23 protein-coding genes and 1 tRNA gene are annotated in these 23,885 nt (G+C 68.5%); 18 read left to right on the forward strand and 6 right to left on the reverse strand.

Annotated elements, in window-relative coordinates; all coding sequences use genetic code 11:
- On the forward strand, nt 1-286 hold a 286-nt coding region (locus ADK67_RS50130; protein ID WP_157621565.1), incomplete at its 5' end, for a tetratricopeptide repeat protein.
- A 247-nt stretch (nt 287-533) separates the two neighbouring features.
- Here ADK67_RS50130 and ADK67_RS43535 read toward each other — a convergent pair.
- Both ADK67_RS43535 and ADK67_RS43540 read right to left on the reverse strand, forming a co-directional pair.
- Nucleotides 534-728: a DUF397 domain-containing protein gene (locus tag ADK67_RS43535; RefSeq protein WP_053722505.1), complete on the reverse strand. Its 195-nt coding sequence runs from the start codon at nt 726-728 to the stop codon at nt 534-536.
- A 14-nt stretch (nt 729-742) separates the two neighbouring features.
- Nucleotides 743-1,606, reverse strand: coding sequence for a DUF5753 domain-containing protein (locus ADK67_RS43540; RefSeq protein ID WP_053722480.1), 864 nt, complete (start codon nt 1,604-1,606; stop codon nt 743-745).
- A gap of 402 nt (nt 1,607-2,008) precedes the next feature.
- On the opposite strand from ADK67_RS43540, the gene ADK67_RS43545 reads away from it, so the two are divergent.
- Nucleotides 2,009-2,926, forward strand: coding sequence for an aminoglycoside phosphotransferase family protein (locus ADK67_RS43545; protein ID WP_157621566.1), 918 nt, complete (start codon nt 2,009-2,011; stop codon nt 2,924-2,926).
- 3 nt (nt 2,927-2,929) lie between these two features.
- On the opposite strand, the gene ADK67_RS43550 is transcribed toward ADK67_RS43545, so the two are convergent.
- Both ADK67_RS43550 and ADK67_RS50135 read right to left on the reverse strand, forming a co-directional pair.
- Entirely contained in the window at nt 2,930-4,279 is a 1,350-nt protein-coding gene (locus ADK67_RS43550) for a hypothetical protein (RefSeq protein WP_231648655.1), read from the reverse strand.
- A 250-nt stretch (nt 4,280-4,529) separates the two neighbouring features.
- Nucleotides 4,530-4,901 (reverse strand): GntR family transcriptional regulator, encoded by a 372-nt coding sequence (locus ADK67_RS50135; protein WP_082404724.1) that lies wholly within the window; start codon nt 4,899-4,901, stop codon nt 4,530-4,532.
- A gap of 120 nt (nt 4,902-5,021) precedes the next feature.
- Here ADK67_RS50135 and ADK67_RS43555 point away from each other — a divergent pair, with 120 nt between their 5' ends.
- The 10 genes from ADK67_RS43555 (at nt 5,022) to ADK67_RS43595 (ending at nt 12,249) form a co-directional block, all read left to right on the forward strand.
- Nucleotides 5,022-5,414 carry a hypothetical protein gene (locus ADK67_RS43555; RefSeq protein ID WP_053722481.1) on the forward strand — a complete coding sequence of 131 codons (393 nt, stop codon included), beginning with the start codon at nt 5,022-5,024 and terminating at the stop codon, nt 5,412-5,414.
- A gap of 199 nt (nt 5,415-5,613) precedes the next feature.
- Nucleotides 5,614-5,964 (forward strand): hypothetical protein, encoded by a 351-nt coding sequence (locus ADK67_RS51860; protein WP_157621567.1) that lies wholly within the window; start codon nt 5,614-5,616, stop codon nt 5,962-5,964.
- A gap of 57 nt (nt 5,965-6,021) precedes the next feature.
- Nucleotides 6,022-6,237 (forward strand): hypothetical protein, encoded by a 216-nt coding sequence (locus tag ADK67_RS43560; RefSeq protein WP_231648656.1) that lies wholly within the window; start codon nt 6,022-6,024, stop codon nt 6,235-6,237.
- A 287-nt stretch (nt 6,238-6,524) separates the two neighbouring features.
- Nucleotides 6,525-7,907: an FtsK/SpoIIIE domain-containing protein gene (locus ADK67_RS43565; RefSeq protein WP_053722483.1), complete on the forward strand. Its 1,383-nt coding sequence runs from the start codon at nt 6,525-6,527 to the stop codon at nt 7,905-7,907.
- Nucleotides 7,908-7,939: 32 nt separating this feature from the next.
- Nucleotides 7,940-8,413 carry a hypothetical protein gene (locus ADK67_RS43570; RefSeq protein WP_053722484.1) on the forward strand — a complete coding sequence of 158 codons (474 nt, stop codon included), beginning with the start codon at nt 7,940-7,942 and terminating at the stop codon, nt 8,411-8,413.
- An 18-nt stretch (nt 8,414-8,431) separates the two neighbouring features.
- Nucleotides 8,432-8,704: a hypothetical protein gene (locus ADK67_RS43575; RefSeq protein WP_053722485.1), complete on the forward strand. Its 273-nt coding sequence runs from the start codon at nt 8,432-8,434 to the stop codon at nt 8,702-8,704.
- Nucleotides 8,679-9,518 (forward strand): hypothetical protein, encoded by an 840-nt coding sequence (locus ADK67_RS43580; protein ID WP_053722486.1) that lies wholly within the window; start codon nt 8,679-8,681, stop codon nt 9,516-9,518. Before ADK67_RS43575 ends, ADK67_RS43580 begins: the two co-directional genes overlap by 26 nt.
- A 33-nt stretch (nt 9,519-9,551) precedes the next feature.
- Nucleotides 9,552-10,898 carry a replication initiator gene (locus ADK67_RS43585; RefSeq protein ID WP_053722487.1) on the forward strand — a complete coding sequence of 449 codons (1,347 nt, stop codon included), beginning with the start codon at nt 9,552-9,554 and terminating at the stop codon, nt 10,896-10,898.
- Entirely contained in the window at nt 10,895-11,074 is a 180-nt protein-coding gene (locus ADK67_RS43590) for a helix-turn-helix domain-containing protein (RefSeq protein WP_053722488.1), read from the forward strand. Before ADK67_RS43585 ends, ADK67_RS43590 begins: the two co-directional genes overlap by 4 nt.
- A 14-nt stretch (nt 11,075-11,088) precedes the next feature.
- Nucleotides 11,089-12,249 carry a tyrosine-type recombinase/integrase gene (locus tag ADK67_RS43595; protein ID WP_231648657.1) on the forward strand — a complete coding sequence of 387 codons (1,161 nt, stop codon included), beginning with the start codon at nt 11,089-11,091 and terminating at the stop codon, nt 12,247-12,249.
- 52 nt (nt 12,250-12,301) lie between these two features.
- Here the strand turns inward: ADK67_RS43595 and ADK67_RS43600 are convergent.
- Nucleotides 12,302-12,377, reverse strand: a tRNA-Lys gene (locus tag ADK67_RS43600).
- 148 nt (nt 12,378-12,525) lie between these two features.
- Between ADK67_RS43600 and ADK67_RS43605 the strand changes: the two genes are divergently transcribed.
- Nucleotides 12,526-13,395: an exodeoxyribonuclease III gene (locus ADK67_RS43605; protein WP_082404728.1), complete on the forward strand. Its 870-nt coding sequence runs from the start codon at nt 12,526-12,528 to the stop codon at nt 13,393-13,395.
- On the opposite strand, the gene ADK67_RS43610 is transcribed toward ADK67_RS43605, so the two are convergent.
- Nucleotides 13,392-14,405, reverse strand: coding sequence for an FAD-dependent monooxygenase (locus tag ADK67_RS43610; protein WP_053722490.1), 1,014 nt, complete (start codon nt 14,403-14,405; stop codon nt 13,392-13,394). The two genes, ADK67_RS43605 and ADK67_RS43610, sit on opposite strands and share 4 nt — an antisense overlap.
- Before the next feature lie 57 nt (nt 14,406-14,462).
- Between ADK67_RS43610 and ADK67_RS43615 the strand changes: the two genes are divergently transcribed.
- The 5 genes from ADK67_RS43615 to ADK67_RS43635 all read left to right on the forward strand — a co-directional run bounded on the left by ADK67_RS43615 (nt 14,463) and on the right by ADK67_RS43635 (nt 23,795).
- The gene (locus ADK67_RS43615) at nt 14,463-15,008 is read left to right on the forward strand and encodes a TetR/AcrR family transcriptional regulator (RefSeq protein ID WP_082404730.1); all 546 of its coding nucleotides are present in this window, start codon (nt 14,463-14,465) and stop codon (nt 15,006-15,008) included.
- 48 nt (nt 15,009-15,056) lie between these two features.
- Nucleotides 15,057-16,277, forward strand: coding sequence for a hypothetical protein (locus ADK67_RS43620; protein ID WP_053722491.1), 1,221 nt, complete (start codon nt 15,057-15,059; stop codon nt 16,275-16,277).
- An 80-nt stretch (nt 16,278-16,357) separates the two neighbouring features.
- On the forward strand, nt 16,358-16,939 hold the full coding sequence (locus ADK67_RS43625) for a hypothetical protein (protein ID WP_053722492.1): 582 nt from the start codon (nt 16,358-16,360) through the stop codon (nt 16,937-16,939).
- Nucleotides 16,939-18,936, forward strand: a complete 1,998-nt coding sequence (locus ADK67_RS43630; RefSeq protein WP_053722493.1) for an SPFH domain-containing protein — start codon at nt 16,939-16,941, stop codon at nt 18,934-18,936. Before ADK67_RS43625 ends, ADK67_RS43630 begins: the two co-directional genes overlap by 1 nt.
- Nucleotides 18,933-23,795: a DNA repair ATPase gene (locus ADK67_RS43635; RefSeq protein ID WP_082404732.1), complete on the forward strand. Its 4,863-nt coding sequence runs from the start codon at nt 18,933-18,935 to the stop codon at nt 23,793-23,795. The genes ADK67_RS43630 and ADK67_RS43635 overlap by 4 nt, the downstream gene beginning before the upstream one ends.
- Nucleotides 23,796-23,885: the final 90 nt, after the last annotated feature.

The raw sequence follows: 23,885 nt of genomic DNA on the forward strand, positions 1-23,885 counted from the left end.
AAGCCGCTTGGCACGCCGCTCAGACCCAGCCAGCTACCATCCCGGCGGCACCGACCGCATCCAGGTAACAACCGCCTCGGGCTATCGGGGGAAGCTCAGCCCCGACCACCCGAACACGCTGACCTCCCGCAACAACCTCGCTGGCGCCTACGAGACGGCGGGTGATCTGGGGCGCGCGATCCCACTGTTCGAGGCGGGCCTGGCCCATAGCGAACGCATCCTAGGGCCCGATCACCCGATTACCAGGACGATCCGCTCAAATCTCAAGCGCGCAAAATCAACTTGACGTTCTTCTGGTCGACCAATACGACCAAGGTCGCAACGGCTTCCAAAAGCCCTGACTTCGGTAGAAGAGGACGTTCGTTCGATGATCGGTGACGGAACACCGCTGAGATGAACACCCGCAGTCAAGCACTAGTGTATTCGGACAGCGGACGGACCTACTCGCCTTCGGTTAGATCTCTGGCGCCTGCGTGCACGTTCATCTGTTCAGACGTGTACGTCGAACTGCACGCCCACAACAGGGGTGCAGGTCAGACGTCCAAGTTTCCCGACTTGATGGCGGACAGGAAGCGCCGGTATCCGGCGTCACGGAACGCCAAGGCCCCGGCGTCCGGTGCCTTGCTGTCGCGGAACCTGGTGCTGGTCTCGGTGACTGCCAGCTCTACGCACTCGTTGTTGCCGCCGCTGCGGCTTGACTTGCGCCAGGCGATGTCGGACAGGTCCATCGTGGCCACACTCCTCACTCACTTCCCAGGTCTGCGATGGCCGCAGAGATCAGGTCGGTCGACTCCGACGCACTCAGAGCGACCGATGCGGCTCCATCAAACACGCTGATGAAGTCCGCTACGGCTGACGGGGCTTCGACCCACTCACCGCCTGCGGGGTGTTCGAGGTAGACGTTCGGCGGGTCCTCGGGGTCGGGGAACTCCAGGATCGTCACCGGGCCGCTCATCGTGCCGATGGCGCCGACTCCGAACGGCAGAATCTGGATCGTCACGTTGGGCTGCTGGCCCAGCTCCAACAGCCGCTCCAGCTGCTTGCGCATGACTGCCGTACCGCCGATGACTCGCCGGACCACGGCTTCATCCACGACTGCGTGAACCTGGAGCGGGTCGGGGCCGGTGAGGACGCGCTGCCGGCTCACTCGCGCGGCTACGGACTTCTCGATGCCCTCGCGTGGGACGAACTTGTCCGCCGTGTGGATGGCGCGGGCGTAGTCCTCGGTCTGGAGCAGGCCCGGTACGAGCAGGGGTTGAAGGAACAAGCCGCGGGACGCCTCGGCCTCCAGGCGGACGTAGGCGCGGAACTTCCGTGGCAGTGCGTTGAGGTACTCGGGTTGCCTGCCGGTCTGGGAGGCGTCGGCCCACATCTCGAACGCCTGGCGGCGCGTGCCGTCGTCGGCGGAGAGGAACTCCAGCAGGACTTCGAGGTCGCTGTGCTTGATCAGCGACTTGCCGGTCTCGAATCGGCTGACCGTGGCGTCTGAGCAGTGCAACCGCTCCATCACGGCTTCGACGCTGACGGATCGCTCGTCCCGGAGCGTGCGGAGGAGCTGCCCGAGTCGCCTTCTGCGCTTGGTGGGGCCGCTCTGCCTTGCTGTCACGGCTGAACCCTAGTCGGGGTGATCACTCGGTAGCATCCACACTTTCGGTGTATCGACGGTGTGTAGATACACTCTGTACCTTACGTTCACCAGCAGGGCCACGTCTCCTCCCTGGAGACGCAGGACGGACAGCCTGCGTGCGAGGCACAGCCGTGGCCCTGTTGGTCCTTGCGCGGCTCGGCACGTCAAAGGAGGAACGCCGGCCACCGCGCCGTTGCTGCTGACGTGGACATCCCTGCGCAGATGCGCTTGTCGAGGTCGTGCAAGGTCAGCAATTGAAGGCGACTTGTATCCCGCAACGATCGCCTTCAAACGTATTCACCGACGCACCACCTGCGGATCGGTGGATCGAGACACTCCGGACCGCTGGCACCCTGCGGTCACACCACCTAGCCTTGAGACGTGACGGACGATATGAGCATCGAAGTCAACTCCCCCGCCTTCAGTCTGAAGCAAGCGGAAAATATCCTCGCGCAGGCTTGCGAACTGGCGGAATTGCCCGCCGCGTCGGCACGTCCGATGCGACTCGGCGAGAACGCCTTGTTCCACCTGACGAACGTTGGCGTCGTCGTCCGTATCGCGCGTGGACCCGACTACTGGCCGGATGCGTACAAAGAGGTCGAGGTGTCGGACTGGTTGAGCGGCCAGGGCATCCCGGCAGCGAAGGCGGTGGACATCCCACAGCCGATCTCCGTGCTCGGGCACCCCGTCACTTTCTGGTTCTACATTGACGGCAGGAACGGTGGGCCTGGCGACATCGCAGCGCTGGGCAGGGTCCTCCGGCGTCTGCACGCCCTGCCTGCACCTGCGGACTTCAGGCTGCCGGCGACATCGATCCTGGACCGCGTCCTCCCGCGCATCGAGGGCGCGCCGATCTCGGACGAAGATCGTGACTTCCTGACCGCGCGCGTGGACTCGCTTGCCGCGTCCATCAAGAAGTTGGACTTCCCGATGCAGCCGACGGCGATACACGGTGATGCCCACGTGCAGAACCTGATGATCAGGGACGGTGAAGCGGTACTCATCGACTTCGAGCGTTTCGCATGGGGACAACCGGAGTGGGATCTTGCGGTCACGGCAACCGAGTACGTGACGGCTGGTTGGTGGACTGATAACCAGTACCGACTGTTCGCTGATTCCTACGGCTATGACATCACGGAGTGGGAAGGGTTCGACGTTCTGCGACAGACGAATGAGATCAAGATGACGACCTGGTTGATGCAGAACGTGAACGAGTCGCCGGACATCGCGCGCGAATACGAACGTCGGATGAACACGCTGCGTACGGACGAAGCTACGCGAGACTGGCAAGCTTTCTAATCGTCACGCGACGCGCGAAAGCATGACGGCCGAACCGAGGGTGATGTTGGGGTAATTGCGCAACACACCCTCGGCGAAATGAGTCACGAGCGGGTTCTTCGGATGCGCGTTGTTCAGCGCGTCGTAGAAGTCCGTCAAGTACCTCACGTAGCGGCTGGACTGAAGCGGTCCGGCGAGGTCAACGGCATCGAGCGCCAGTGCGACAGCCTCGTCCGGACTGCCGTTCGTGAGTGCACCCGCTGCGGTGACCATCCCGATGAACGCGCGCGTCCTGGGCGGCGTCGCCTCCGGTGCGATCGCTCGGGCGGCGAAGAGCCGCGTCTCTTCCGCTCGGCCGAGGTCGCGGAACCCGTGCGCTGCCTCGCCGGCCAGCTCCTCGGCGTTGAAGTACTTGATCCAGTCGGGTTCGTTGTCCGGCGAGTGCTGCTCGAAGAACCGTTCGGCCTGCGTGAGCACGCGGGCGAACTCCTTGGCTTGGCCGCTGTTGGCCAGCGCACGTGCCTCCATCGCCAGGAACATCGACCGGACGGCGGGAGTTGCCCTGTTCCCGGTTGCGGCCTGGGCTGCGCGCGCCAGCTTGACGGCATCGGCGTGGTGCCCGAGGTAGTTCGCCTGGTGGCTCAGATTGGCCAGCATCCGGCCACCGATGATCGAGTCATTCGCTTCGCGCGCCAGGCGCAGTCCCTGCACGAAGTAGCGTTGAGCCGCCGCGTGCCGTCCGGCGTCGTAAGCGCTCCAACCCAGTAGCTGGGCCACTTCAGCAGCGGCGCTGAACAGGTCTCGTCTGACCGGTCCTGGGTGTGGCTGGCGCAGTAGCGGTGCGATCTCCGTCTTGAAGTAGAAGAGGAGCATCCGTCTGACGTGACCGCCGCCGAACTTGAAGTCCAGGTCCATCAGGTGTGCCGCTGTCGCCCGGATCGCCGCTGCCGCAGGTCCGGCTGAACGAAGGCTGTCGCCGACTTCGAGGCTGTCGCCGAACAGGTATCCCGTGATGACGCCTGGAGTCGCCGCGCTGGTCCACCCCGAACGAGCCAGCCCCGGTTGATCCTCAAGGTCGGCCGCGGTGAGTTGGCCCAGCAGATCGACGGCGGTGGACGAGCTTGCCGGGTAGTCGGCCGCAGACGCTGTCGCGTCCGGTCCGACCGGCTGCAACGCCGAGGAGAATCCGATCTCTTCGAGAGTTACCGGGCGCCCCAACTTGGAGCCCAGCGCCAAGGCGATGTACTGCTGCGTCGCTGCCTTCGGGCTGGTGCCATCAAGCCACCGCTTCACGGACACGTGGTCAGCAGCGATCGTCTGCCCGTCCCGAGCGGCCAGCTCGCGTACACGCGCGGCCAAGCCCTTGTTGCTCACGCTCGCCGCCCGCATCAAGTCCCCCCAGAAGGCGGTTGGGCTCGCGTGTCACCCCCATGGGTCCACCTCGGCTGCGGGTGCGTGCACCCTCTTGAGCACCCCCCACGCACCCCCTCGTGTTCGTATGCACCCCTGCGAACACACTGCCACACACCCGCTGACCTGGCGTTTGCTACCCCCATGACAACGCCAGGCGAACTGGAATTCATCCTCTTCCGCCTCCGTCTCCTACGGGAGGAGATCCGAGAGGTCAGCGATCAGGTCGACCGTCTTCAGGACCACCGGTCCCTTCAAGAGACGCCACCCGACGACGAAGGTCGGCTACCGCCTGCTGCACCTCGTCAAGGGCCGTCATGACATCGCGCATCGTGGGTGCGCTCCCTGCCGAGTCGCCTGGATCCCGGACGAACAACCCCACGTTGGGCACCCGGTTGACCCAACCTTCGTCATCGAGCAGCCCCAGTGCCCGTTGGACGGTCGCGCTCGTCGTGCCGTACTCCTCGGCCAACGTCCTGACCGACTTCAGGCGCTCGCCCGGCTTCAGAGCACCACTGGCGATCTTGCTCGCTATGTCAGCGGCTACCTGCTGATACGGGTGACTCGTTGGGGCTCCCTGGTCCATGAGAGCAGGGTATCTAGTTCGTACTAGCTCGCACTAGTACAACCCGAATGGAGTAGTGACGTGCTAGTACGTGTTAGTGTCTACTGTACTAGTACGTAACAGGCACATGAGAGGAACGACATGGCGCTTCAGGACTTGCCGGTGATGCTCGGCGGTTACCGGCTAATGATCACGGAGGCTCCGGCGGCGAAGATGCGGGAGGCCGAGGACGGCACGGTGACGCCGGTGGTCGACCGCACGTCGGGTGAGGTGCAGTACGTGGTGACGTTGTTCGCCAAGCCGTTGCCGGTGGAGGGCCGGAAGGCGGGCAAGGGCGAGGAGATTCGCGTCAACCTGCCCGGTGACCCCGGTGAGGGGTTCGAAGAGGGCATGTACGTGGAGTTGGTCAACGCGGTGGTGAACACCTACGAGATCCCGGACCGCGCCGACCCGCGCAAGATCGCCTCGGCCGGTCTGTGGTTCAAGGCGGCCGGTTTGAAGCCTGTGGCGCGACCGGTGCGCAGCGCGGCCTGACACCAAACGGTTCTGCCTTTCTCGATTAGATCGTCGTCTAAGCCGCTTTCTCGGGCTGCTTGTTCTTTGTCAATTCCACAGTGGGTAGAGCCACGCCTGAATCCGGCACGTTCACGTGACGTGCCGGGAGTTTCGGTGGTCCCGGAGTCGCTTCTATCGGTTCCGGGATCGCCGTGGCTTCCGTTTGAGGAGGTGGGTCATGGATATTGACGACTATCCGGTCAAGGTTGAGCTGGTTCGACCGGAGGGTGACGAGCTTGGACAGGTCATGACTGTGCTGGGGCGCGTTTGTTCGCGGGGAGACGGTTATGTCCTGTCGGTTCGTTCCAGGCGCGTGTTCCGTGTTGTGGGCCTGGGCGCGATGCGTCCGGTTTCTGCATGGGAGACGGCCGCGATTCACCGACTGGGGAACATGGGCTTGATCTTCCTGGTGTCGGACGAGTCGATCTTGCGGTCGGGTGCGGTGCGTGCCCGCGTGAACCTGTTGCTGCCCAGCGAGGTGGGGTTCGACGTCATGCGGGCGTGGTGGTCGTTGAAGCAGTCCGGCTAGAGGTGGAGGAGGACGGTGGCTGCTGCTAAGAGAGCGGAAGAGCGGTACGGAAACCTGGTGAACTCGATCGACTTCGTGACGGATCAGTTCGGGCCGTTGCAGAAGCTGATCGCGAAGATGCGGGAAAACCCCGCGCCTCCTGGCTCGTGGCGGGTCACGCCGCCCGACCAGTTGACGAAGATGCTGTCTAGATCACTTGCCCATCTGACTGCACTGAAGGATGCGGCGATCCAGTACGAGACTCAGTTGAAGACTCGCGAATGGAAGATTTGACATGTCGCAGGAACTGACTACTGCTTTGGAATGTTTAGACAAGTCAATGGTGCAGTTGCGGCAGGCGTTGCGTGACATCCCTTATCGGAGTGCGGGTTTTCGGGATGGTCACACTGCTTTCGTTAAGTCGGTCGCTGCGCTGCGGACGTCGTTGTCGTACTCGCGTTCGCAGCTCGAACCGGCATCGGCACGTCGGCGGCGCAAGTAGCGCCAGCACAGCAAGTTCAGGCGACGGCCGATCACTGCTCCTGGTGGTCGGCCGTCGCCGTGTCCAGAGGAGGTCGTAAATGTCGAAGTTGCCTGTGGGTACCTCGCGCAGAGGTGCCGGTTGGGAGTTCCGCACGGCGCGGTGGTTCGTTCGCCATCCCTTTGCGGTGGTTGGTCCGGGTGGGCTCGGGGTCTCGGTGTTCGAGGTCGGGCCTGAGGTGACCGGTGGTGTGGTCGGTGGCCTGGCGGTGGGTACGGCGGCCTGGTACCGGGCGCATCCGGACACGTTCGACGCGTGGGCGGCGCCGGTGTTGCGGGCGTGGCGGCGTCGGTGGGCCGGTGCCTACACGGGTCGTCGTTGGGTGAACCTGATGGGCTCGTGCGGGTTGACCACCGTGCATCACCGGACTGGTGAAGTGCTGGTGCCGCGTGTGCTGCGGGTGCGGTCCTGGTCGCCGTCCATTGACGTGGTGCGGGTGCGGTTGGTGCCCGGTCAGGCGTTGCGGGCGTTCGCGGCAGTGCTGCCGGAGCTGGCGGCGACGCTCAAGGCTGAGCGGGTCGCGGTCGAGCAGGGCCGTCCCGGTGAGGTCGTGTTGATCGTCCAGCGTGATGAGCCGTTCGACCGGGTCATCCCCGCGCCCGCGATGCCTGAGTCCTCGGACGGGGTCGACCTGCGGTCGCTGTGCCTGGGGGAGACGGAGTTGGGCGGGGAGTGGCGTGAGCCGCTGATCGGGACGCACCACCTGACGGCCGGTGCCACCGGTGCGGGCAAGAACTCGGTCGTTATGGCGAAGCTGCGGGCGGTCGCGCCGATGATCCGTGACGGGTTGGTGCGGCCGTGGGTGTGTGACCCGAAGTTGTTCGAGTTTGTCGCGCTCAAGCCGATCCTCGATGGCCGGTACGCGGACAACCCGGAGGACTGCGCCGAGTTGGTCGAGCGGTTCGTGGACAACATGGGGCGTAAGCAGAAGCGGTTGCAGCGCAAGGGGAAGCGTTCGGTTCCGGTGTCGCGTGAGCATCCGGTGGACTGGCTGATCGTCGATGAGGTCGGTTTCCTGATGTCCTACAGCTCGGAGTACGCGCACGAGATCACCAACGCCTGCGCTGTCATCTCTTCGATGGGCCGCGCCACCAATGATGTGCTCGATGTGTACGTGCAGGAGCCGTCCAAGGACGTGCTCCCGATCCGCGACCTGCTTCCACACAGGGTATGCCTGCGGGTCACCTCGGAGCGGCACCCGGACATGGTCCTCGGTGAGGGCGCCCGTGAGCGTGGCGCGATCGCCGACGAGATCCCGGCCGATCCCTCCAGCGCCGGTATCGGCTACCGCGTCGACCCGCGCTCCCGCACTCCCCGCCGCGTCCGTGCGGCCTACACCAGCGACCACGACATCGACGAGTTGGTCGCGTTCGTCAAGGCCGGTCCGACCGACTCCGGTTCGGGTCTGCGCGTCGTCGCCTGACCCCATCACCTACTGACTTACGGAGCTTTTCCATGCCTTCGAACAACTCTCGTTCGCTGGACCGGATCATCCGCACCCTGCGGTCGCTCATGCGATCCGCGGGCTTGCCGCGGCCGGACCGGGTGTTCATCTCGACCGTGACCCGTTCGGTTCAGGTCGAGTTCGACTCCGGCGCCGCGCCTGACCGGCTCGCCGCGCTGTTGCTGTGGGTGACCCGCCTGGACGGCGTGACGCTCACCTGGTCCCGATATGCGGATCACACCCTGATCGTGAAGGCCACAGCCCGGAACGCGGCGGGCTTGAGGTTCGACCTGACCGCCCTGGCGGCCGTCTCGGACTTCGACGGAGTCCCCGGTCGTGACGGCTCGGTGGTTCTCGCCGGGACGTTCCACCTGACGCCCTCGGTGACCGAATCAGTGACCTTCGAGGAGGTCGCCCGCCTGGTCCACCTCGGCCGCGCGGTGGCTGCCCGCCGCCGGATCGCCTCCGGAACAACGGCGGCGTGAGGAAAGGCGAATCCGACGATGCCGTACACGATCAAGCTTCGTACCGATGTGTTCACCAAGGCCGCTCGGCTTGCCGGCTTCAGGTCGGACTACGCCCTTGCCAAGGCGATGGAGATCAACCGCTCCACGGTGGCTCGCGTGTTGAGCGGCGAGTTGCAGCCAGGACCCGCGTTCATCGGCGGGGCGCTGCTGGCGCTCACTCCGATGCAGTTTCACGACTTGTTCGACATTGTCCCTGACCGGCGGCGGAGCACTGAGGAGGTGAATGGTGTTCCGCAAGCGCAGGACTGATGACCAGGGCGAGACGCGCACGGTGCAGAGGCTGCGCGCCCGTCTCGCCGAGTCCCACCAGCTGCATGGCCTGACCTCGGACCCGCTGTTGCACGCCGTCCGCCTGGAGCGCTTCCGCGTCTCGGTGACCCGCTCCATGTGGTTCTTCCTCGCCCTGGGCCTGGGCTTCACCACCACCGGAGTGCACGAGTTCCTTGCCGGACATCTGACGCAGGCTGCGGCGCTGTGGTGGGGCGCGTGGCTGGTCGAACCGGCCTTGGCGGGCATCCTCGTCACGCTGCTGCGCTGGGAAGCGGAGATGCTGTCCCACGGCCTGGCCGTCGACGCCGCCCCGGTCGTCTGGCTCAAGCGGCTCCTGCTCGGCGCAACGCTGATCACCAACGTGTGGTCTTCCCTGCGTCCGCCGTCCGGCCAGGTCGAGTACGGCGTGGTCTTCCTCCACGTCGTCGTGCCGCTGGTCGTGTTCCTCATCGCTGAGGTCATGCCGGTCATCCAGCACCGCTGCAACGCCGCCCGTGACCGCGTCATGGTCGACGCCGAACCGCGAACCACGACCTCCGCGTCCTCAATGGCCACCAAGTCGCCGTTGACCGCATCCGTGACGCCCTCCGCGACACCCGTCGCGCCTGCCGTCCGGGAAGTGCCCCGGACCCCGTTGAAGCTGCCCGCGCACCTGCAAGCAGCGCTGGCCGGCAAAGCCGCCGAAGTGCGCGAGCAGGGCCGCACTGTCACCCCTGCCGACGTGCAAGCCGCGGTGAACGTCCCCGACGCCTACGCGGCCACTCTCGCCGACCAGCTCAACGCCGCAGCCTGACCAATCACCACCACTACCGGAAGGAGAAGCCTCTTGATCCTCACGCTCGAAGATCGCATCGCCGACCGGGTCCAACGGGCCGACTACCGGGACTGGCGCGACAAAGTCACCGCCACCGGAGGATGCCTCGCACCGATCCGCCTGTTCGGAGCCTGGCAACTCCACAACCTCGACAGCACCAAAGTCCTCGCCCACCTCGGCGGCGACGTCATGGTCCCCTGCGGCAACCGCCGCGCCTCCATCTGCCCCTCCTGCTCAGACCGATACGCGGCCGACGCCTTCCACCTCATGCGCGCGGGCCTGTCCGGCGGCAGCAAGGGCGTATCCGAGACCGTCGCCGAGAAGCCGCGCGTGTTCGCCACCCTGACCGCCCCATCCTTCGGCGCGGTCCACAACCGGCGCGAGACCGGCGGCGGCAAGGTACGGCCGTGTACGGGGTGCGGGGCCTTTCACCATCCCGATGACCCTCGCATCGGTGGCGCGGTCGATCCGGGTAGCTATGACTACGTCGGAGCGGTGTTGTGGCAGGCGCACGCGGGGAAGTTGTGGCATCGCTTCACGATCGCGCTGCGGCGGGCGCTGGCTCGTGCGGCCGGGTTGACGGTGAGGGAGTTCAAGGACCACGCGCGGCTCTCATACGCCAAGGTCGCCGAATACCAGCGGCGCGGCCTGGTCCACTTCCACGCCGTCATCCGGATCGACGGCCCTGACGGCTCACACGACCCGGCGCCCTCGTGGGCGACCGTGGACTTGGTCGACCTCGCGGTTCGGGCTGCGGCTCGCTCCGTGTTGGTCGAGTCCTTTCGGCCGGATGGCACGGTCCTCGACCTGGTCTGGGGTGAACAGGTCGACGTGCGCCCCATCCGGGCTGCCTCGGCGCACCAGGTCGAGGACGACACCGGGGCCGTCAGTGACGGCAAGCTCGCCGCCTACGTCGCCAAATACGCCACCAAGGGCACCGGCGCGCGTGACACGCCTGACCGGCCGATCCGCTCGCAGCTCGACATCGACCACCTGCGGGTCTCCGACCATCACCGGCGCATGATCCAGGCCGCCTGGGATCTCGGTGACCTGCACTTCTATGAGGATCTGAACCTACGGAAGTGGGCGCACATGCTCGCCTTCCGCGGCCACTTCCTCACCAAGTCCAAGCACTACTCGACCACCTTCAAGCGCATTCGCGAGGACCGGCGGGCCTTCCGGGCGGTCGAAAGCCTCGAACGCCTCGGCCTGGCGGCCGATGAGGTGGTCGTCGTCAACGACTGGGCCTACGCGGGCTCCGGCTACGCCAACGACGCAGAGCGCGAACTGGCCTCCGGCATCGCCGAACGCCTCCGCGCACAACGCCAACGCGAATACACAGAGGAGGACGCAGCGTGAACGAAATCTGGGACATCGAGCAGGTGGCGGCCTACCTCCGCATCCCGGTCAACACCATCTACCAGTGGCGGACCAGGAAGTACGGGCCTCCCGGCCGTCGGGTCGGCAAGCACCTGCGCTTCAACTCGGCCGAGGTCAAGGCGTGGTTCGAATCGCTGCCGACCGAGGCGGCCTGATGGGTAGAAGACCGATGCCGGTCGGCACCTACGGGAAGATCAGGGTCGAGACCCTCGGCCCGAAGCGGTACCGGGCTCGCTGCCGTTACCGCGACTTCAACGGCAAGGTCTACGACGTCGAGCGCATGGGCACCAGCCGCACGAACGCCGAGAACAACCTCAAGGCGGCTATCCGTGACTGGGTGACACCCGTCGCGGGGGCGACCGTCACAGCAAGTACCAGGTTCCGCGATGTTGCCGCTCGGTGGCTGGCCGAGCTGGTGCGTGACGCCGAACGGGAGTTCCGTTCCTGGGGCACGGTGGACACGTACCGCAACCGGCTGGAAGGGCTCGTGCTCCCGGCCGTGGGTGACCTGCGCATGAACGAGTTGTCCACGCCGATCCTGGACGCTCTGTGCAAGAAGGTCCGGGACAGATCCAGCGCAAGCTCGGCGAAGACGGTCAGGGCTGTTCTGAGTGGCGTCTGTGCCTACGCGGTGCAGCACGGGGCGCTTGAGGCCAACCCGGCGCGGGAGATCACCCGGTTGGAGAGCAAGCGGGCGAAGAACCGGCCGCAGAAGTCGCGGGCGTTGACCGCGGTGGAAGTGCTTGACCTGCTCAAGAAGCTGGACCAGGACGAGCGGGCCGTGAAGGACGATCTGCCGGACCTCGTCCGGTTCTTCCTGGGCACCGGAGAACGGACCGGTGAGGCGCTGGGCGCGCACTGGCCGGACTTCAACGCAGAAGCACGAGAGCTGGCGATGTCCGGGAACGTCATCCGGGCGCGTGGGCGGGGAAGGATCGTGAATCGGGGTAAGACGGAGAACTCCGAACGACCGATTCCGCTGCCGGACTGGTGCGTGGCCATGCTCGTGGAAAGGCGGGCGAAGGCGTTCAGTCCTGACGGTCCGATCTTCCCCAGTTCGACCGGCACGATCCGTGAAGCAACCAACGTCCGCAATCGCGCCTGGAAGCCGTTCATCGCCCGAGCTGGCTACGAATGGGTGACTTTCCGAACCTTTCGGAGGACCGTCGCGACGCTGCTGGACGAGGCCGGTCTGACGGCGAGGCAGATCGCCGACCTGCTCGGTCACTCCCGGCCGTCGATGACCCAGGACGTCTACATGGGCCGCCGGTCACCCGGCCGCGCGGCGGCGGATGCGCTGGGAGCTGTCATCACCGTAAGTGAGGGGTAAATGGGGGATTCGACTTCGTCGGCCCCTGGGTCAGCCGCCTGACCAGCAAGTTTGGTGGGCCGCCAGGGACTCGAACCCTGAACCCGAAGATTAAAAGTCTCCTGCTCTGCCAATTGAGCTAGCAGCCCGTGCCCGACAGCTTACCGAGACCGGCGCTCCCGGTGAGCAGGGTGGTCGACCGCGTGCTGTGGGTGCCGTCACGTTCTGCCAGGCCGAGAACGTCGCCGTGCAGGTCAGGGGGTTGGCGTCGGGTCCCGGCCGCGCACGCCGACTACCGTGGGGCGGGTGCGGGTGGCTACGTGGAACGTGAACTCGGTCAAGCAGCGGGTGCCGCGGTTCTTGCCGTGGCTCGACCAGAGGCAGCCCGATGTGGTCTGCCTGCAGGAGACGAAGCTCGCGGACGACGCGTTCACGGCGCTCCTCGGTGAGGAGTTGTCCGGTCGTGGGTACGAGGTGGCGGTGCACGGGGAAGGCCGGTGGAACGGGGTGGCGATCCTGTCCCGGGTCGGGCTGGACGACGTGGTGAACGGGCTCGCGGACGGGCCCGGGTTTCCGCACCCCGAGGCGCGGGCGGTGGCGGCGACGTGCGGTGGGGTGCGGGTGCACTCCGTCTACGTGCCCAACGGGCGGACGCCCGACTCGGACCACTACCACTACAAGCTGGCGTGGCTGGCGGCGTTGCGGGACGTGGTCGCGGCCGGTCCCGAGGCGGCTGTGGTCTGCGGCGACGTCAACATCGCGCCGGCCGACGCGGACGTGTTCGACCCGGCGGCCTACGTCGGCCACACGCACGTGACGGCGCCCGAGCGGGAGGCGTTGGCGGCGCTGCAGGCGGTCGGGTTGCGCGACGTGGTCCGGGACCGGTGGCCGGACGAGCGGGTCTTCACCTACTGGGACTACCGCGCGGGCATGTTCCACCAGGACCTCGGGATGCGCATCGACCTGGTGCTGGCGTCCGCGCCCGTCGCCGCGCGGGTCGAGGCGGCCTGGGTCGACCGGCACGCGCGCAAGGGCACCGGGCCGAGCGACCACGCACCGGTGATCGTCGACCTGGACGAAGCGCCCGACGGCGACATCGGCCCGGTCGTGCCGTCGCCGTCCGCCCCGCGCACCCGCAAGACGGTGAAGAAGCTGCCCCAGTCCTAGCCCGCCAGTTCGTCGCGTTCCAGGTCCGCGCTCCACGACGGCCGCGGCGCCAACGCCAGTGCGACCCGCAGCCCGAGGTCGCGCAGACCGGTGAAGCGGCGCATCCGGGCCAGCCGGTTGAGCTGGAGCGACCGCGCGGCCAGCCGTCGCGTCACCCGTCGGCGCCGTGCGTCGTACGACCGCAGCCCCGCCTCGACGTCACCCGCCAGGCACTCCGCCAGCACCACGCCGTCGATGATCGCCTGGCACGCGCCCTGCCCGAGGTCGGGTGTCATGGCGTGCGCGGCGTCACCGATCAGCGCCACCTTCCCCGAGACGTACGACGGCAACGGCGACAGGTGCAGCAGTTCGTGCCGCAGCACGTCGGTGGCCGCCGCGAGCACGCGCGGGATCGGGTCGTGCCAGTCCGCGAACAGCGACAGGTCCGACCCCATCGCGTACCAGTTGGTGCGCCCGTCGGCCTGCGGCGTGAGGCCGAACTTGCCGCCACGCCCCCACGTCTCGCCGCCCGCGTCGACCGGGACGTCCACGGTGCCGCGCCACCCGATCGCGCCCGACCGGCGGACCGTCGCGTCGAACAGCTCGCCGCGCACCGCGCTGTGGATGCCGTCCGCGCCGACGACCACGTCGTACCCGTCGCAGTCCGCGAGGCCTGCCGCCGTGCCGAACCGGACCACCCCGTCCGGCAACGCCCCGGCGAGCACGCCGAGCAGCGCGGGCCGCGTGAGCAGGTGCACCGAACTCGCCCCGATGGTCCCGATCACCGTCCCGTCCGGCTTCCGCACCACCCCGTCGGACTGCCGCCGCCCGACCCGCCGGGCCGCGTCGCCCAACCCCAGCCGGTCCAGGGCCGCCACCGCGTCGGGCCAGATCCCGAGCCCCGTCCCGACGTCCGGCAACGCCGCCGAGCGCTCGAAGACGTCCACCTCCCACCCGTGCCGCCGCAGCCCCACAGCCGCGGCCAGGCCGCCGACCCCTCCACCGATCACCGCTGCGCGCCGAAGTCCCATGCGGCCCACCGTACTACAGCTGTAGTGATAAACACTACGGGTGTAGTGTCACGGGTGATGACCAGGCAACAGCAGGTGCTCGACGCCGCGATCCGGGTCCTCGGCACGGGCGGCATGCGCCAGCTCACCCACCGCGCCGTCGACGCCGAAGCGGGCCTCCCGCAGGGCTCCACGTCCAACCACTTCCGCACCCGCGACGCGTTGATCGGCGCCGTCCTCGGCCGCCTCCTCGAACACGAGACCGCGCTGTGGGCCGGCCTGGCGGGCGACGTCACCACCCCCGAAGCCCTCGCGGACGCCGTCGGCGCGCTGGTCGAGCGCTTGGCGGAGGACCGCGTCCTCACGCTCGCCCGCCACGCGCTGTTCGTCGAAGTCGCCCAACGCCCCGAACTGCGCGGCGACGTCGACCGGGCGCACCGCGAGCTCGGGAGCTGGGCCGTCCCCCTGGTCGCCGGTCTCGGTTCGGCCGACCCGCCCGCCGACCTGGCCCTGCTCCTGGCCGTGATCGACGGCCTGCTGGCCAACCAGCTGGCGAACCCGAGCCCCCGCTTCGACCCCGCCGCGGCCGTCCGCACGGTGCTTCGGGGGATACTCGCCGGCTGACCGCTCCGCCATCATGTGCGCCGACCCACGACCCGAGGAGCGGCGACGGTGACCGACCACGTGACGCAGGCCTACCTGGACGACGAGAGCCTGCACGGGGTGATGGGACGGCTCGACCTGCCGCCGCGCCTGCGCGCCGCCTACGGGCACCGGCTGGTCGACCGGCCGTTCTTCCTCGAGGAGTACACCGCGCACAGCATCGCGGCGGACGTGCTCGACTTCTTCGAGCTGCTCTTCTCCTTGCCGCACAAGATGTTCGACGGCAGCTTCACCCGGTTCGCCGACGCGCTGGGCATCCCGCCGGCGGAAGCCGCGCTCATGGGCTCCGACCGCCCGCCGATGCACGGCCGCGCGGACATCTACCGGGTGGGCGACGAGTTCCGGCTCCTGGAGGTCAACGCGGGCTCGCCGCTCGGCGGCCCGGACCTCGGCGAGCTGGCCCGCGTGATCCACGAGGACCCGGGCTTCCAGCCGTTCGTGCGGGAACACGAACTGGCCTACCACGACCCGATCGTGAAGCTGCTCGACGCCGTGGGGCGTGACCGCACCATCGCGTTCCTCGAAGAAGGCGGGATGCTCGCGAAGTTCGCCAAGGGTTTCGCGAGCATCCAGGAAGCCTGCGCCCGGTCGGGCGTCGACGTGCTGCTCGGCGAACTGCACGAGGTGACCGAGCGCAACGGCCACCTGCACCTGCGCGGCACGAAGCTGGACGTGGTGGTCCGGTACTTCTCCGCCACCCAGGCCGTCGGTTACGCCGACCTCCTGGCCAAGGGGCACAAGACCGAGCTCTACACGCCGTTGTCGAGCTACTACTACGGCAGCAAGTCGACCATCGCGCTGCTGTCCGAGCACCGCGAGGTGCTGAGCGACGACGACAAGGCGTTGGTGGACCGGCTGGTGCCGTGGACGCGTTATCTGCGGGACGTGCCGCGTGACCGGCTCCGCGCGGACCGGGAGAACCTGATCGTCAAGGCGGCGGGCGGGTTCGCGGGCGACGGCGTGCACCCGGGCTGGCTCATGACCGACCGGGAGTGGGTCGGGCTACTGGACGACGTGGCCGGGCAGCCTTACATCGTGCAGGAACGCGTGCGGCCGACGCCCGACTTCGTGCCCGGCGACGACCGGCCGTGGCTGACGACGTGGGGCTGGTTCGTGACCGACCAGGGGTTCGCGGGCATGAGCATCCGGTCCATGCCGTTCGCCGACGGCGCGGTGGTCAGCTACGGGGGCAACCCGCGGACGAAGGTGTCCGGCTTGCTCGTGTACTGACCGGGGTGGTCCGACCGCGTTGCGTCATTCCCCTCAGGTGCCCGCCGAAAACGGGTTAGGGTCCCGCGAAAGGGGGGTACATGAGGGAGTTCTTCGCGGCATCGCTGGGATTCCCGGTCGCGGTGCTCACCGTCCTGCTGGTGATCGTGGTGGCCTACTGGCTGCTGGTCGCCTTCGGCGCGGCGGACGCGGACTGGGTCGAGCTGGACATCGGCGGCGTGCCCGCGACCCTCGGACTCTCCTTGCTGATCGCGTTCTCCTGGTTCGCGTGCCTGGCGGGCGTCGTCGTGTTCGAGCCGCCGTCGGTGCTCGCGGGCGCGGGGGTGCTCGGCGGGTCGCTCGCCGCCGGCCTGGTGGTGACCCGGTTGGTGATGACGCCGTTGAAGCGGCTGTTCCCGGCCGAGCCGCCCGCGTCGCGCCTGGACTTCATCGGCCGCACGTGCGTCATCCGCACGGGCCGCGTCACGCAGACGTTCGGCCAGGCGGAGGTCACCGCCGCGGACGGCTCCTCGGCCGTCGTGCAGGTGCGGCAGCCGGGCTCGGACGCGCTGACCGCGGGCACCACCGCACTCATCTTCGACTACGACGTGGACGGCGAGTTCTTCTGGGTCGCGTCCCTCGAAATCGGACACAACCCGACTCTCACACGGGGGGACCACTGATGGATGTCATCACCACCGGCTTCGGCATTCTCGTCGCCGTCGTCCTGGTCGTCGTCATCGGCCTGCTGATCCTGATCAGCCGCCTGTTCCGCAAGATCGACCAGGGCAAGGCGCTGATCATCTCCAAGGTGCGCAAGGTGGACGTCACGTTCACCGGCGCCGTGGTGCTGCCGGTGCTGCACCGCGCGGAGATCATGGACATCTCGGTGAAGACCATCGAGATCCGCCGCGCCGGGCAAGAGGGCCTGATCTGCCAGGACAACATCCGGGCCGACATCCGGATCACGTTCTTCGTGCGGGTCAACAAGACCGTCGAGGACGTCATCAAGGTCGCCCAGGCCATCGGCACCGCCCGGGCGAGCGACGAGCAGACGTTGCAGGAGCTGTTCAACGCCAAGTTCTCCGAGGCGTTGAAGACCGTCGGCAAGCAGCTCGACTTCATCGACCTCTACACCAAGCGCGACGAGTTCCGCGACCGGATCATCCAGGTCATCGGCACCGACCTCAACGGCTACAGCCTGGAGGACGCGGCGATCGACTACCTGGAGCAGACGCCGATGGCGCAGCTCAACCCGTCGAACATCCTCGACGCGCAGGGCATCCGCAAGATCACCGAGCTGACCGCGATCGAGCACGTGCGGACGAACGAGTTCACCCGGCACGAGGAGAAGGAGATCACGCGCCAGAACGTCGAGGCGCGCGAGGCGATCCTGGAGCTGGAGCGCCGCCAGGCGGACGCGGAGATCAAGCAGAAGCGCGAAGTCGAGACGATGCGGGCCCGCGAGGAGGCGGAGATCGCCAAGGTGCAGGCCGAGGAACGCCTCAAGTCGAACACCGCGCACATCCGCACGGACGAGCAGCTGGGCATCCAGACCGAGAACAAGGCGCGCGAGATCGCGGTGGCGGAGAAGAACCGCGAGCGCGTGATCGCGATCGAGACCGAGCGCATCGAGAAGGACCGGATGCTGGAGGTCATCGGCCGGGAGCGGGAGACCGAGCTGTCCCGCATCGCCGCGGACAAGGAGCTGGAGGCCGAGAAGCGGTCCATCGCCGAGGTGGTGCGCGAGCGCATCGCGGTGGAGAAGACCGTGGCCGAGCAGGAGGAGATCATCAAGCGGCTGCGCGTGGTCGAGGAGGCCGAGCGGCACCGCCAGACCGTGGTGATCCGGGCCGAGGCCGAGGCGCAGGAAGGCCTCGTCAAGGACATCAAGGCGGCCGAGGCCGCCGAGCAGGCCGCGAAGTTCAAGGCCCGCGAGGAACTGCTGCTCGCCGAGACGCGGCAGCAGGCCGCCGAGCTGGACACCCGCGCCATGATCCGGCTGGCCGAGGGCAAGCAGGCCGAGGCCGCCGCGACCGGCCTGGCCGCCGTGCAGGTGCGCGAGCGCGACGCGGAGGCGACCGAGAAGGTCGGCCGCGCCGAGGCCGTGGTGGACCGGGAGAAGGCGCTGGTCGAGGCGCTCGCGATCCGCGAGAAGCTGAAGGGCGAGGCCGAGGGCCTGGCCGACAAGGCGGGCGCGATGGCCGCGCTGGACGACGCCACCCGCGAGCACGAGGAGTACCGCCTGCGGCTGGAGGCCGACAAGGAGGTCCGGCTGGCCGGGCTCAACGTGCAGCGGCAGGTGGCCGAGTCGCAGGCGCTGGTGCTCGCCGCGGGCCTGGAGAAGGCCGACATCGACATCGTCGGCGGCGACAGCATGTTCTTCGACCGGATCGTCGGCGCCATCACGATGGGCAAGCAGGTCGACGGGTTCGTCGAGCACTCCGAGGTCGCGCAGACCCTCGCCGGGCCGTGGCTGAACGGGTCGGCGAGCTTCACCGACGACATCGGCAGGCTGCTCGGCTCGCTGAGCACCGGTGACGTGAAGAACCTGACGGTGTCCGCGCTGCTGCTCAAGCTGATCAACTCCGGTGGGCCGGACGAGGGCAAGCTCCGCGAGCTGCTGGCCGCCGCGCAGCGCCTCGGCGTGGCCGAGCGGCCGGTCGCCTCGCTGTCGTGACCAGCCCAGTGGAGGCGGCACGGGCGGAGGCGGCGCCCGCGCCGACGTTGGAAGCGGGCACCTACGAGGTGCTGCGGGCCCGGCTGGCCGAACAGGCCGCCGGGCTCGCCCGCCGGGCCGAAGCGCTCAACGCGCGCCGGCTGGCCGCGTTCGGCAGCGCCGAGCTGACGTTGCTCGGCACCGAGCGCATCCGCACCGAGCACAACTGCGTGCTGCGCGACGTGGTGCAGGTGGCCGGGCTGATGCTGTTCGGCTACAACGTCTTCATCGGCCTCAAGCCGGAGACGACGGTCGACGACGTGTTCTCGCTGCACCGCTTCACCCGCGACGGTGACGCGTTCCGGTTCGAGGACGCGGCGGACGACGAGCTGCCCGGCCTGCTGCGCGATCCGCAGTTCGAGCGCGACTTCGCCGAGCTGTACCGGTACTACCGGGACACCCGGCTGATCCAGCTGCGCCGGGTCGAGGGCCGTCTGCTCGCGGTGTTCCAGACCGGCGCCCGCATCGGCGACATCCGGGTGCTGCGCTGGCAGGTCGGCGTGGACGGCACGGTGAAGTACCTGGACAACCGGGGCGAGCGCGACCACGTCTTCCCTCCGTCGCACGACTTCGAGTGGGTCGTCACCGGCCGCGAGCACCACGTGCTCGGCAGGCACCCGCACATCTCCGTCGAGGACGAGGTCTTCGTCGAGACCATCAACGGCGACCTCACCATCAAGGTGGAGAACAACACCGAGACCGGCGAGGGCATCTACACCGAGCCGGTGGACGAGCCGCTGCAGTCGCTCGCGGACGGCGACGTGCACTACGCGCGGGTGGGCTCGCTGATCCTGCTGCGCATCCGCCCGTACAACGAGACCGCGTGGCGGCACCTGGTGTTCAACACGCGCACCCGGTCCGTGGTGCGGCTCGACGGCATCGGGCAGGCGTGCCAGCGGCTGCCCGAGGACCAGGGCCTGATCTTCCCCGGCGGCTACTACCTGGCCACCGGCGTCAGCAAGACGTTCGACACCCCGGTGGACGAGCTGGAGTTCGAGCGGGTCATCCGCTCCACCAACGGCGAGGACGTGCTGTACGTCTTCCACGCCCGCCGCGACGGCCGGTCGCTGCTGCTGCCGTACAACGTGATCCGCAAGGAAGTCGCGAACCCGCTGTCGTGCCACGGGTACTCGCTGTTCGACGACGGCACGCTGGTCGTGTTCCGCGCCATGACCGACGAGCCGACCCGCGTGCACCCGATGCAGGTGTGGCAGACGCCGTACCTGTCCGACGCCTACGCCGCCGCGCAGCCCGTCGGCACGGGACCGCTGGAGCGCGTCGGCAACGCGGACCTCGTGCGCGGCATCTCCGACTGCCTGTCGGTGAGCCGGATGGTCGGCGAGATGGCGCCGTCCGTGCCCGTGTTCGAAGACCTGATCTCCTCGTGCACCAGGGTGTTCGACGCCTACCACTGGCTGGGCGAGGCGGAGCTGGAAGACCTGCGCACCCCGTTGACGCAGGTGCGGGCGACGGCCGAGCAGGTGCTCGACGAGTTCGAGACCGTGCAGGCGCTGACCGACCAGGCGGCGACGGCGGTGGCCGAGGCGGACGAGCGGATCGCCTCGATGGTCCGCCGGGTCCGCGGCGAGGTGCCGACGAGCGCCGACGCGTGGGTGCGGCAGCTGGCCGACCTGCGGCAGGCGCAGGGGCACCTGGTGACGTTGAAGGACATGCGGTACGTCGACGTGGCCCGCATCGACGCGCTCGTGTCGTCGCTGGACGACGAGCTGGGCGGCACGGCGCAACGCGCGGTCGAGCACCTGCGCCGCGACGACGCGTTCACCGGCTACCACGAGCGGGTCGAGGCGCTGATCGGCGAGGCGGACGCGATCCGCACGGTCGCCGAGGCCGCGCCGGTGGTCGACGAGCTCGGCGAGCAGCAGCGCGGCCTGGAGGTGCTGACCGAGGTCGTGAGCTCGCTCGACATCGCCGACGCCACCGTGCGCACGTCGATCCTGGAGCGCATCGGCGAGGTGCTGGGCGGGCTGAACCGGGCACGGGCCACCGTGGACGGTCGCCGGCGTGCCCTGCTGGCCACCGAGGGCCGGGCCGAGTTCGCCGCCGAGTTCGCGCTGCTGGGCCAGGCGATCACCGGCGCGCTGGCGGTCGCGGACACCCCGCAGCGGTGCGACGAGCAGTTGGGCCGGCTGCTGCTGCAGCTGGAGAACCTGGAGTCGCGGTTCGGCGAGTTCGACGACTTCCTGACCCGGCTCGGCGACAAGCGGACCGACGTCTACGAGGCGTTCTCGTCGCGCAAGCAGGCGTTGCTGGACGACCGGGCGCGGCGGGCCGACCGGCTCGCGTCCTCCGCCGACCGCATCCTCGTCAGCGTGACGAGGCGGGTGGCGTCGCTGGCGTCGTTGGACGAGGTCAACACCTACTTCGCGGCCGACCCGATGGTGGCGAAGATCCGTTCGGTGGCCGAGGAGCTGCGGGCGCTCGGCGACCAGGTGCGGGCCGAGGAGCTGGACGGGCGGGTGCTGGCCGCGCGGCAGGAGGCGGGCCGCTCGCTGCGCGACCGGCTCGACCTGTTCGACGGCGAGACGATCCGGCTCGGCAGGCACCGGTTCGCGGTGAACACCCAGCCCGTCGACCTGACGCTGGTGCCGAAGGACGGCGAGCCGGCGTTCGCCATCACCGGCACCGACTTCCGCTCGCCCGTGCGCGACCCCGCGTTCGCGGACACCAAGCCGTTCTGGGACCAGCTGCTGGTGTCGGAGACGGCCGAGGTGTACCGGGCCGAGCACCTGGCCACGTCCATCCTGGCCACGCACCCGTTGGCCGGGCTGCACGCCGCCGTCACCGAGGACCGGTTGCCCGACCTGGTGCGGCAGGTGGCCGAGTCGCGGCTGGACGAGGGCTACGAGCGGGGCGTGCACGACCACGACGCGGCACGGATCCTCGACGTGGTGCTGCGGCTGCACGCGGGCGCGGGCGTGCTGCGGTACCCGCCGTCCGCGCGTGCGGCGGCCCAGCTGTTCTGGGCTGCCGCGGACGAGGCCGACCGCGCGCTGATCGAGCGGCGGGCGGCGTCGTTGGGGCGGGCGCGGCAGGCGTTCGGGCACACGGCGGCGATCGACGAGCTGTGCGCGGAGCTGTCCGCGGCGGCCGGTGACCCGTTGGCGGGCGAGTACCTGTTCGAGGAGCTGTGCAGCGCGCCGTTCGGGTTCGCCACGAGCGCCGGAGCGCGCGCTCTGGTGGACGCGTTCCACCGGGCGTTGGGCGGGCGCAAGGAGTTCGACGAAGACCTGCGGGCGTTCAGCGACCCGGACGTGCGGCGGCGGTTGGTGGAGGGCTGGTACGAGGCGTTCCTGGGCGGCCAGGCCGAACGGGGCGGCTACCTGCCCGACCTGCCGGAGGCGGTGGCGATCGAGCTGTGCCGCGACCTGCCGCGGCACGAGTCGTCGGCACAGCTGAAGGCCACCGCGGACGGTCTGCTCGGCACGCACCCGCGGATCGTCGACCGCGCGCTGGAGGTCCGGCTGGACGAGCTGCTGACCCGCACGCGCCTGTTCCGCGACGAACGCGTGCCCGCGTACCGGGCCTACCAGCGTCGGCGCAACGAGGTCGTGGCCGCCGAGCGCGCGCGGCTGCGACTGGACGAGTTCCAGCCGAAGGTGATGAGCGCGTTCGTGCGCAACCGGCTGCTGGACGAGGTGTACCTGCCGCTGATCGGCGACAACCTGGCCAAGCAGCTCGGCGCGGCGGGCGACTCGAAGCGCACCGACCAGATGGGCCTGCTGCTGCTCATCTCACCGCCCGGCTACGGCAAGACCACGTTGATGGAGTACGTGGCCAACCGGCTCGGGCTCGTGTTCGTCAAGGTCAACGGCCCGTCCCTGGGGCACGACGTGACGTCGGTCGACCCGGCGGACGCACCGAACGCCACCGCGCGGCAGGAGGTCGAGAAGATCTCGTTCGCGCTGGAGGCGGGCAACAACGTGCTGCTGTACCTGGACGACATCCAGCACACGTCGCCGGAGCTGCTGCAGAAGTTCATCTCGCTGTGCGACGCGCAGCGGCGGATGGAAGGCGTGTGGGACGGCGGCACGCGCACCTACGACCTGCGCGGCAAGCGGTTCGCGGTGTGCATGGCCGGCAACCCGTACACCGAGTCGGGTCAGCGGTTCCGCATCCCGGACATGCTCGCCAACCGCGCCGACGTGTGGAACCTGGGCGACGTGCTGTCCGGGCGCGAGGACCTGTTCGCGTTGAGCTACATCGAGAACGCGCTGACGTCGAACCCGGTGCTCGCGCCGCTGTCCACCCGAGACCGGGGTGACGTGGAGCTGCTCGTGCGGATGGCGCGCGGCGAGGACGTGCGGGCCGACCGGCTCGCGCACCCGTACACGTCGGTGGAGCTGGAGCAGGTGCTGTCCGTGCTGCGCAAGCTGCTGCGCGTGCAGGAGGTCGTGCTGGCGAACAACCAGGCGTACATCGCCTCGGCCGCCCAGTCCGACGCCTCGCGGGTCGAGCCGCCGTTCCAGCTGCAGGGCTCGTACCGGAACATGAACAAGCTGGCGGAGAAGGTCGTGCCGGTGATGAACGACGCCGAGCTGGCCGCCGTGATCGACGACCACTACGCGGGCGAGGCGCAGACGCTGACCTCGGGCGCCGAGTCGAACCTCCTCAAGCTCGCCGAACTCCGCGGCACCCTCACCCCTGCCCAAGCCGCCCGCTGGGCCGAGGTGAAGTCGGCCTACGTCCGCTCGCAGGCCCTGGGCGGCTCGTCCGACGACCCGACCACCCGCACGGTGGGCGCCCTGTCCCTCCTGACCGACCGCGTGGGCACCGCCCTGGACCGCCTGGCCGACCGCTGACCGTTCAACTCACCGCCTCTGAACGTAGGACTCTCGCACTCTGAACGTAGGACTCTCGCGCGTGTCGAACCTTCACACCGCGCGTGTCGA

The sequence above is a fragment of the Saccharothrix sp. NRRL B-16348 genome (assembly GCF_001280085.1).
Lineage (GTDB): Bacteria > Actinomycetota > Actinomycetes > Mycobacteriales > Pseudonocardiaceae > Actinosynnema.

Excerpts from the sequence above, each read along its gene's own strand:
- ADK67_RS43535 (WP_053722505.1), bottom strand. The coding sequence starts at position 728 with ATGGACCTGTCCGACATCGCCTGGCGCAAGTCAAGCCGCAGCGGCGGC.
- ADK67_RS50135 (WP_082404724.1), bottom strand. The coding sequence starts at position 4,901 with ATGGACCAGGGAGCCCCAACGAGTCACCCGTATCAGCAGGTAGCCGCT.
- ADK67_RS43555 (WP_053722481.1), top strand. The coding sequence starts at position 5,022 with ATGGCGCTTCAGGACTTGCCGGTGATGCTCGGCGGTTACCGGCTAATG.
- ADK67_RS51860 (WP_157621567.1), top strand. The coding sequence starts at position 5,614 with ATGGATATTGACGACTATCCGGTCAAGGTTGAGCTGGTTCGACCGGAG.
- ADK67_RS43565 (WP_053722483.1), top strand. The coding sequence starts at position 6,525 with ATGTCGAAGTTGCCTGTGGGTACCTCGCGCAGAGGTGCCGGTTGGGAG.
- ADK67_RS43570 (WP_053722484.1), top strand. The coding sequence starts at position 7,940 with ATGCCTTCGAACAACTCTCGTTCGCTGGACCGGATCATCCGCACCCTG.
- ADK67_RS43575 (WP_053722485.1), top strand. The coding sequence starts at position 8,432 with ATGCCGTACACGATCAAGCTTCGTACCGATGTGTTCACCAAGGCCGCT.
- ADK67_RS43580 (WP_053722486.1), top strand. The coding sequence starts at position 8,679 with ATGGTGTTCCGCAAGCGCAGGACTGATGACCAGGGCGAGACGCGCACG.
- ADK67_RS43595 (WP_231648657.1), top strand. The coding sequence starts at position 11,089 with ATGCCGGTCGGCACCTACGGGAAGATCAGGGTCGAGACCCTCGGCCCG.
- ADK67_RS43610 (WP_053722490.1), bottom strand. The coding sequence starts at position 14,405 with ATGGGACTTCGGCGCGCAGCGGTGATCGGTGGAGGGGTCGGCGGCCTG.
- ADK67_RS43615 (WP_082404730.1), top strand. The coding sequence starts at position 14,463 with ATGACCAGGCAACAGCAGGTGCTCGACGCCGCGATCCGGGTCCTCGGC.
- ADK67_RS43625 (WP_053722492.1), top strand. The coding sequence starts at position 16,358 with ATGAGGGAGTTCTTCGCGGCATCGCTGGGATTCCCGGTCGCGGTGCTC.
- ADK67_RS43630 (WP_053722493.1), top strand. The coding sequence starts at position 16,939 with ATGGATGTCATCACCACCGGCTTCGGCATTCTCGTCGCCGTCGTCCTG.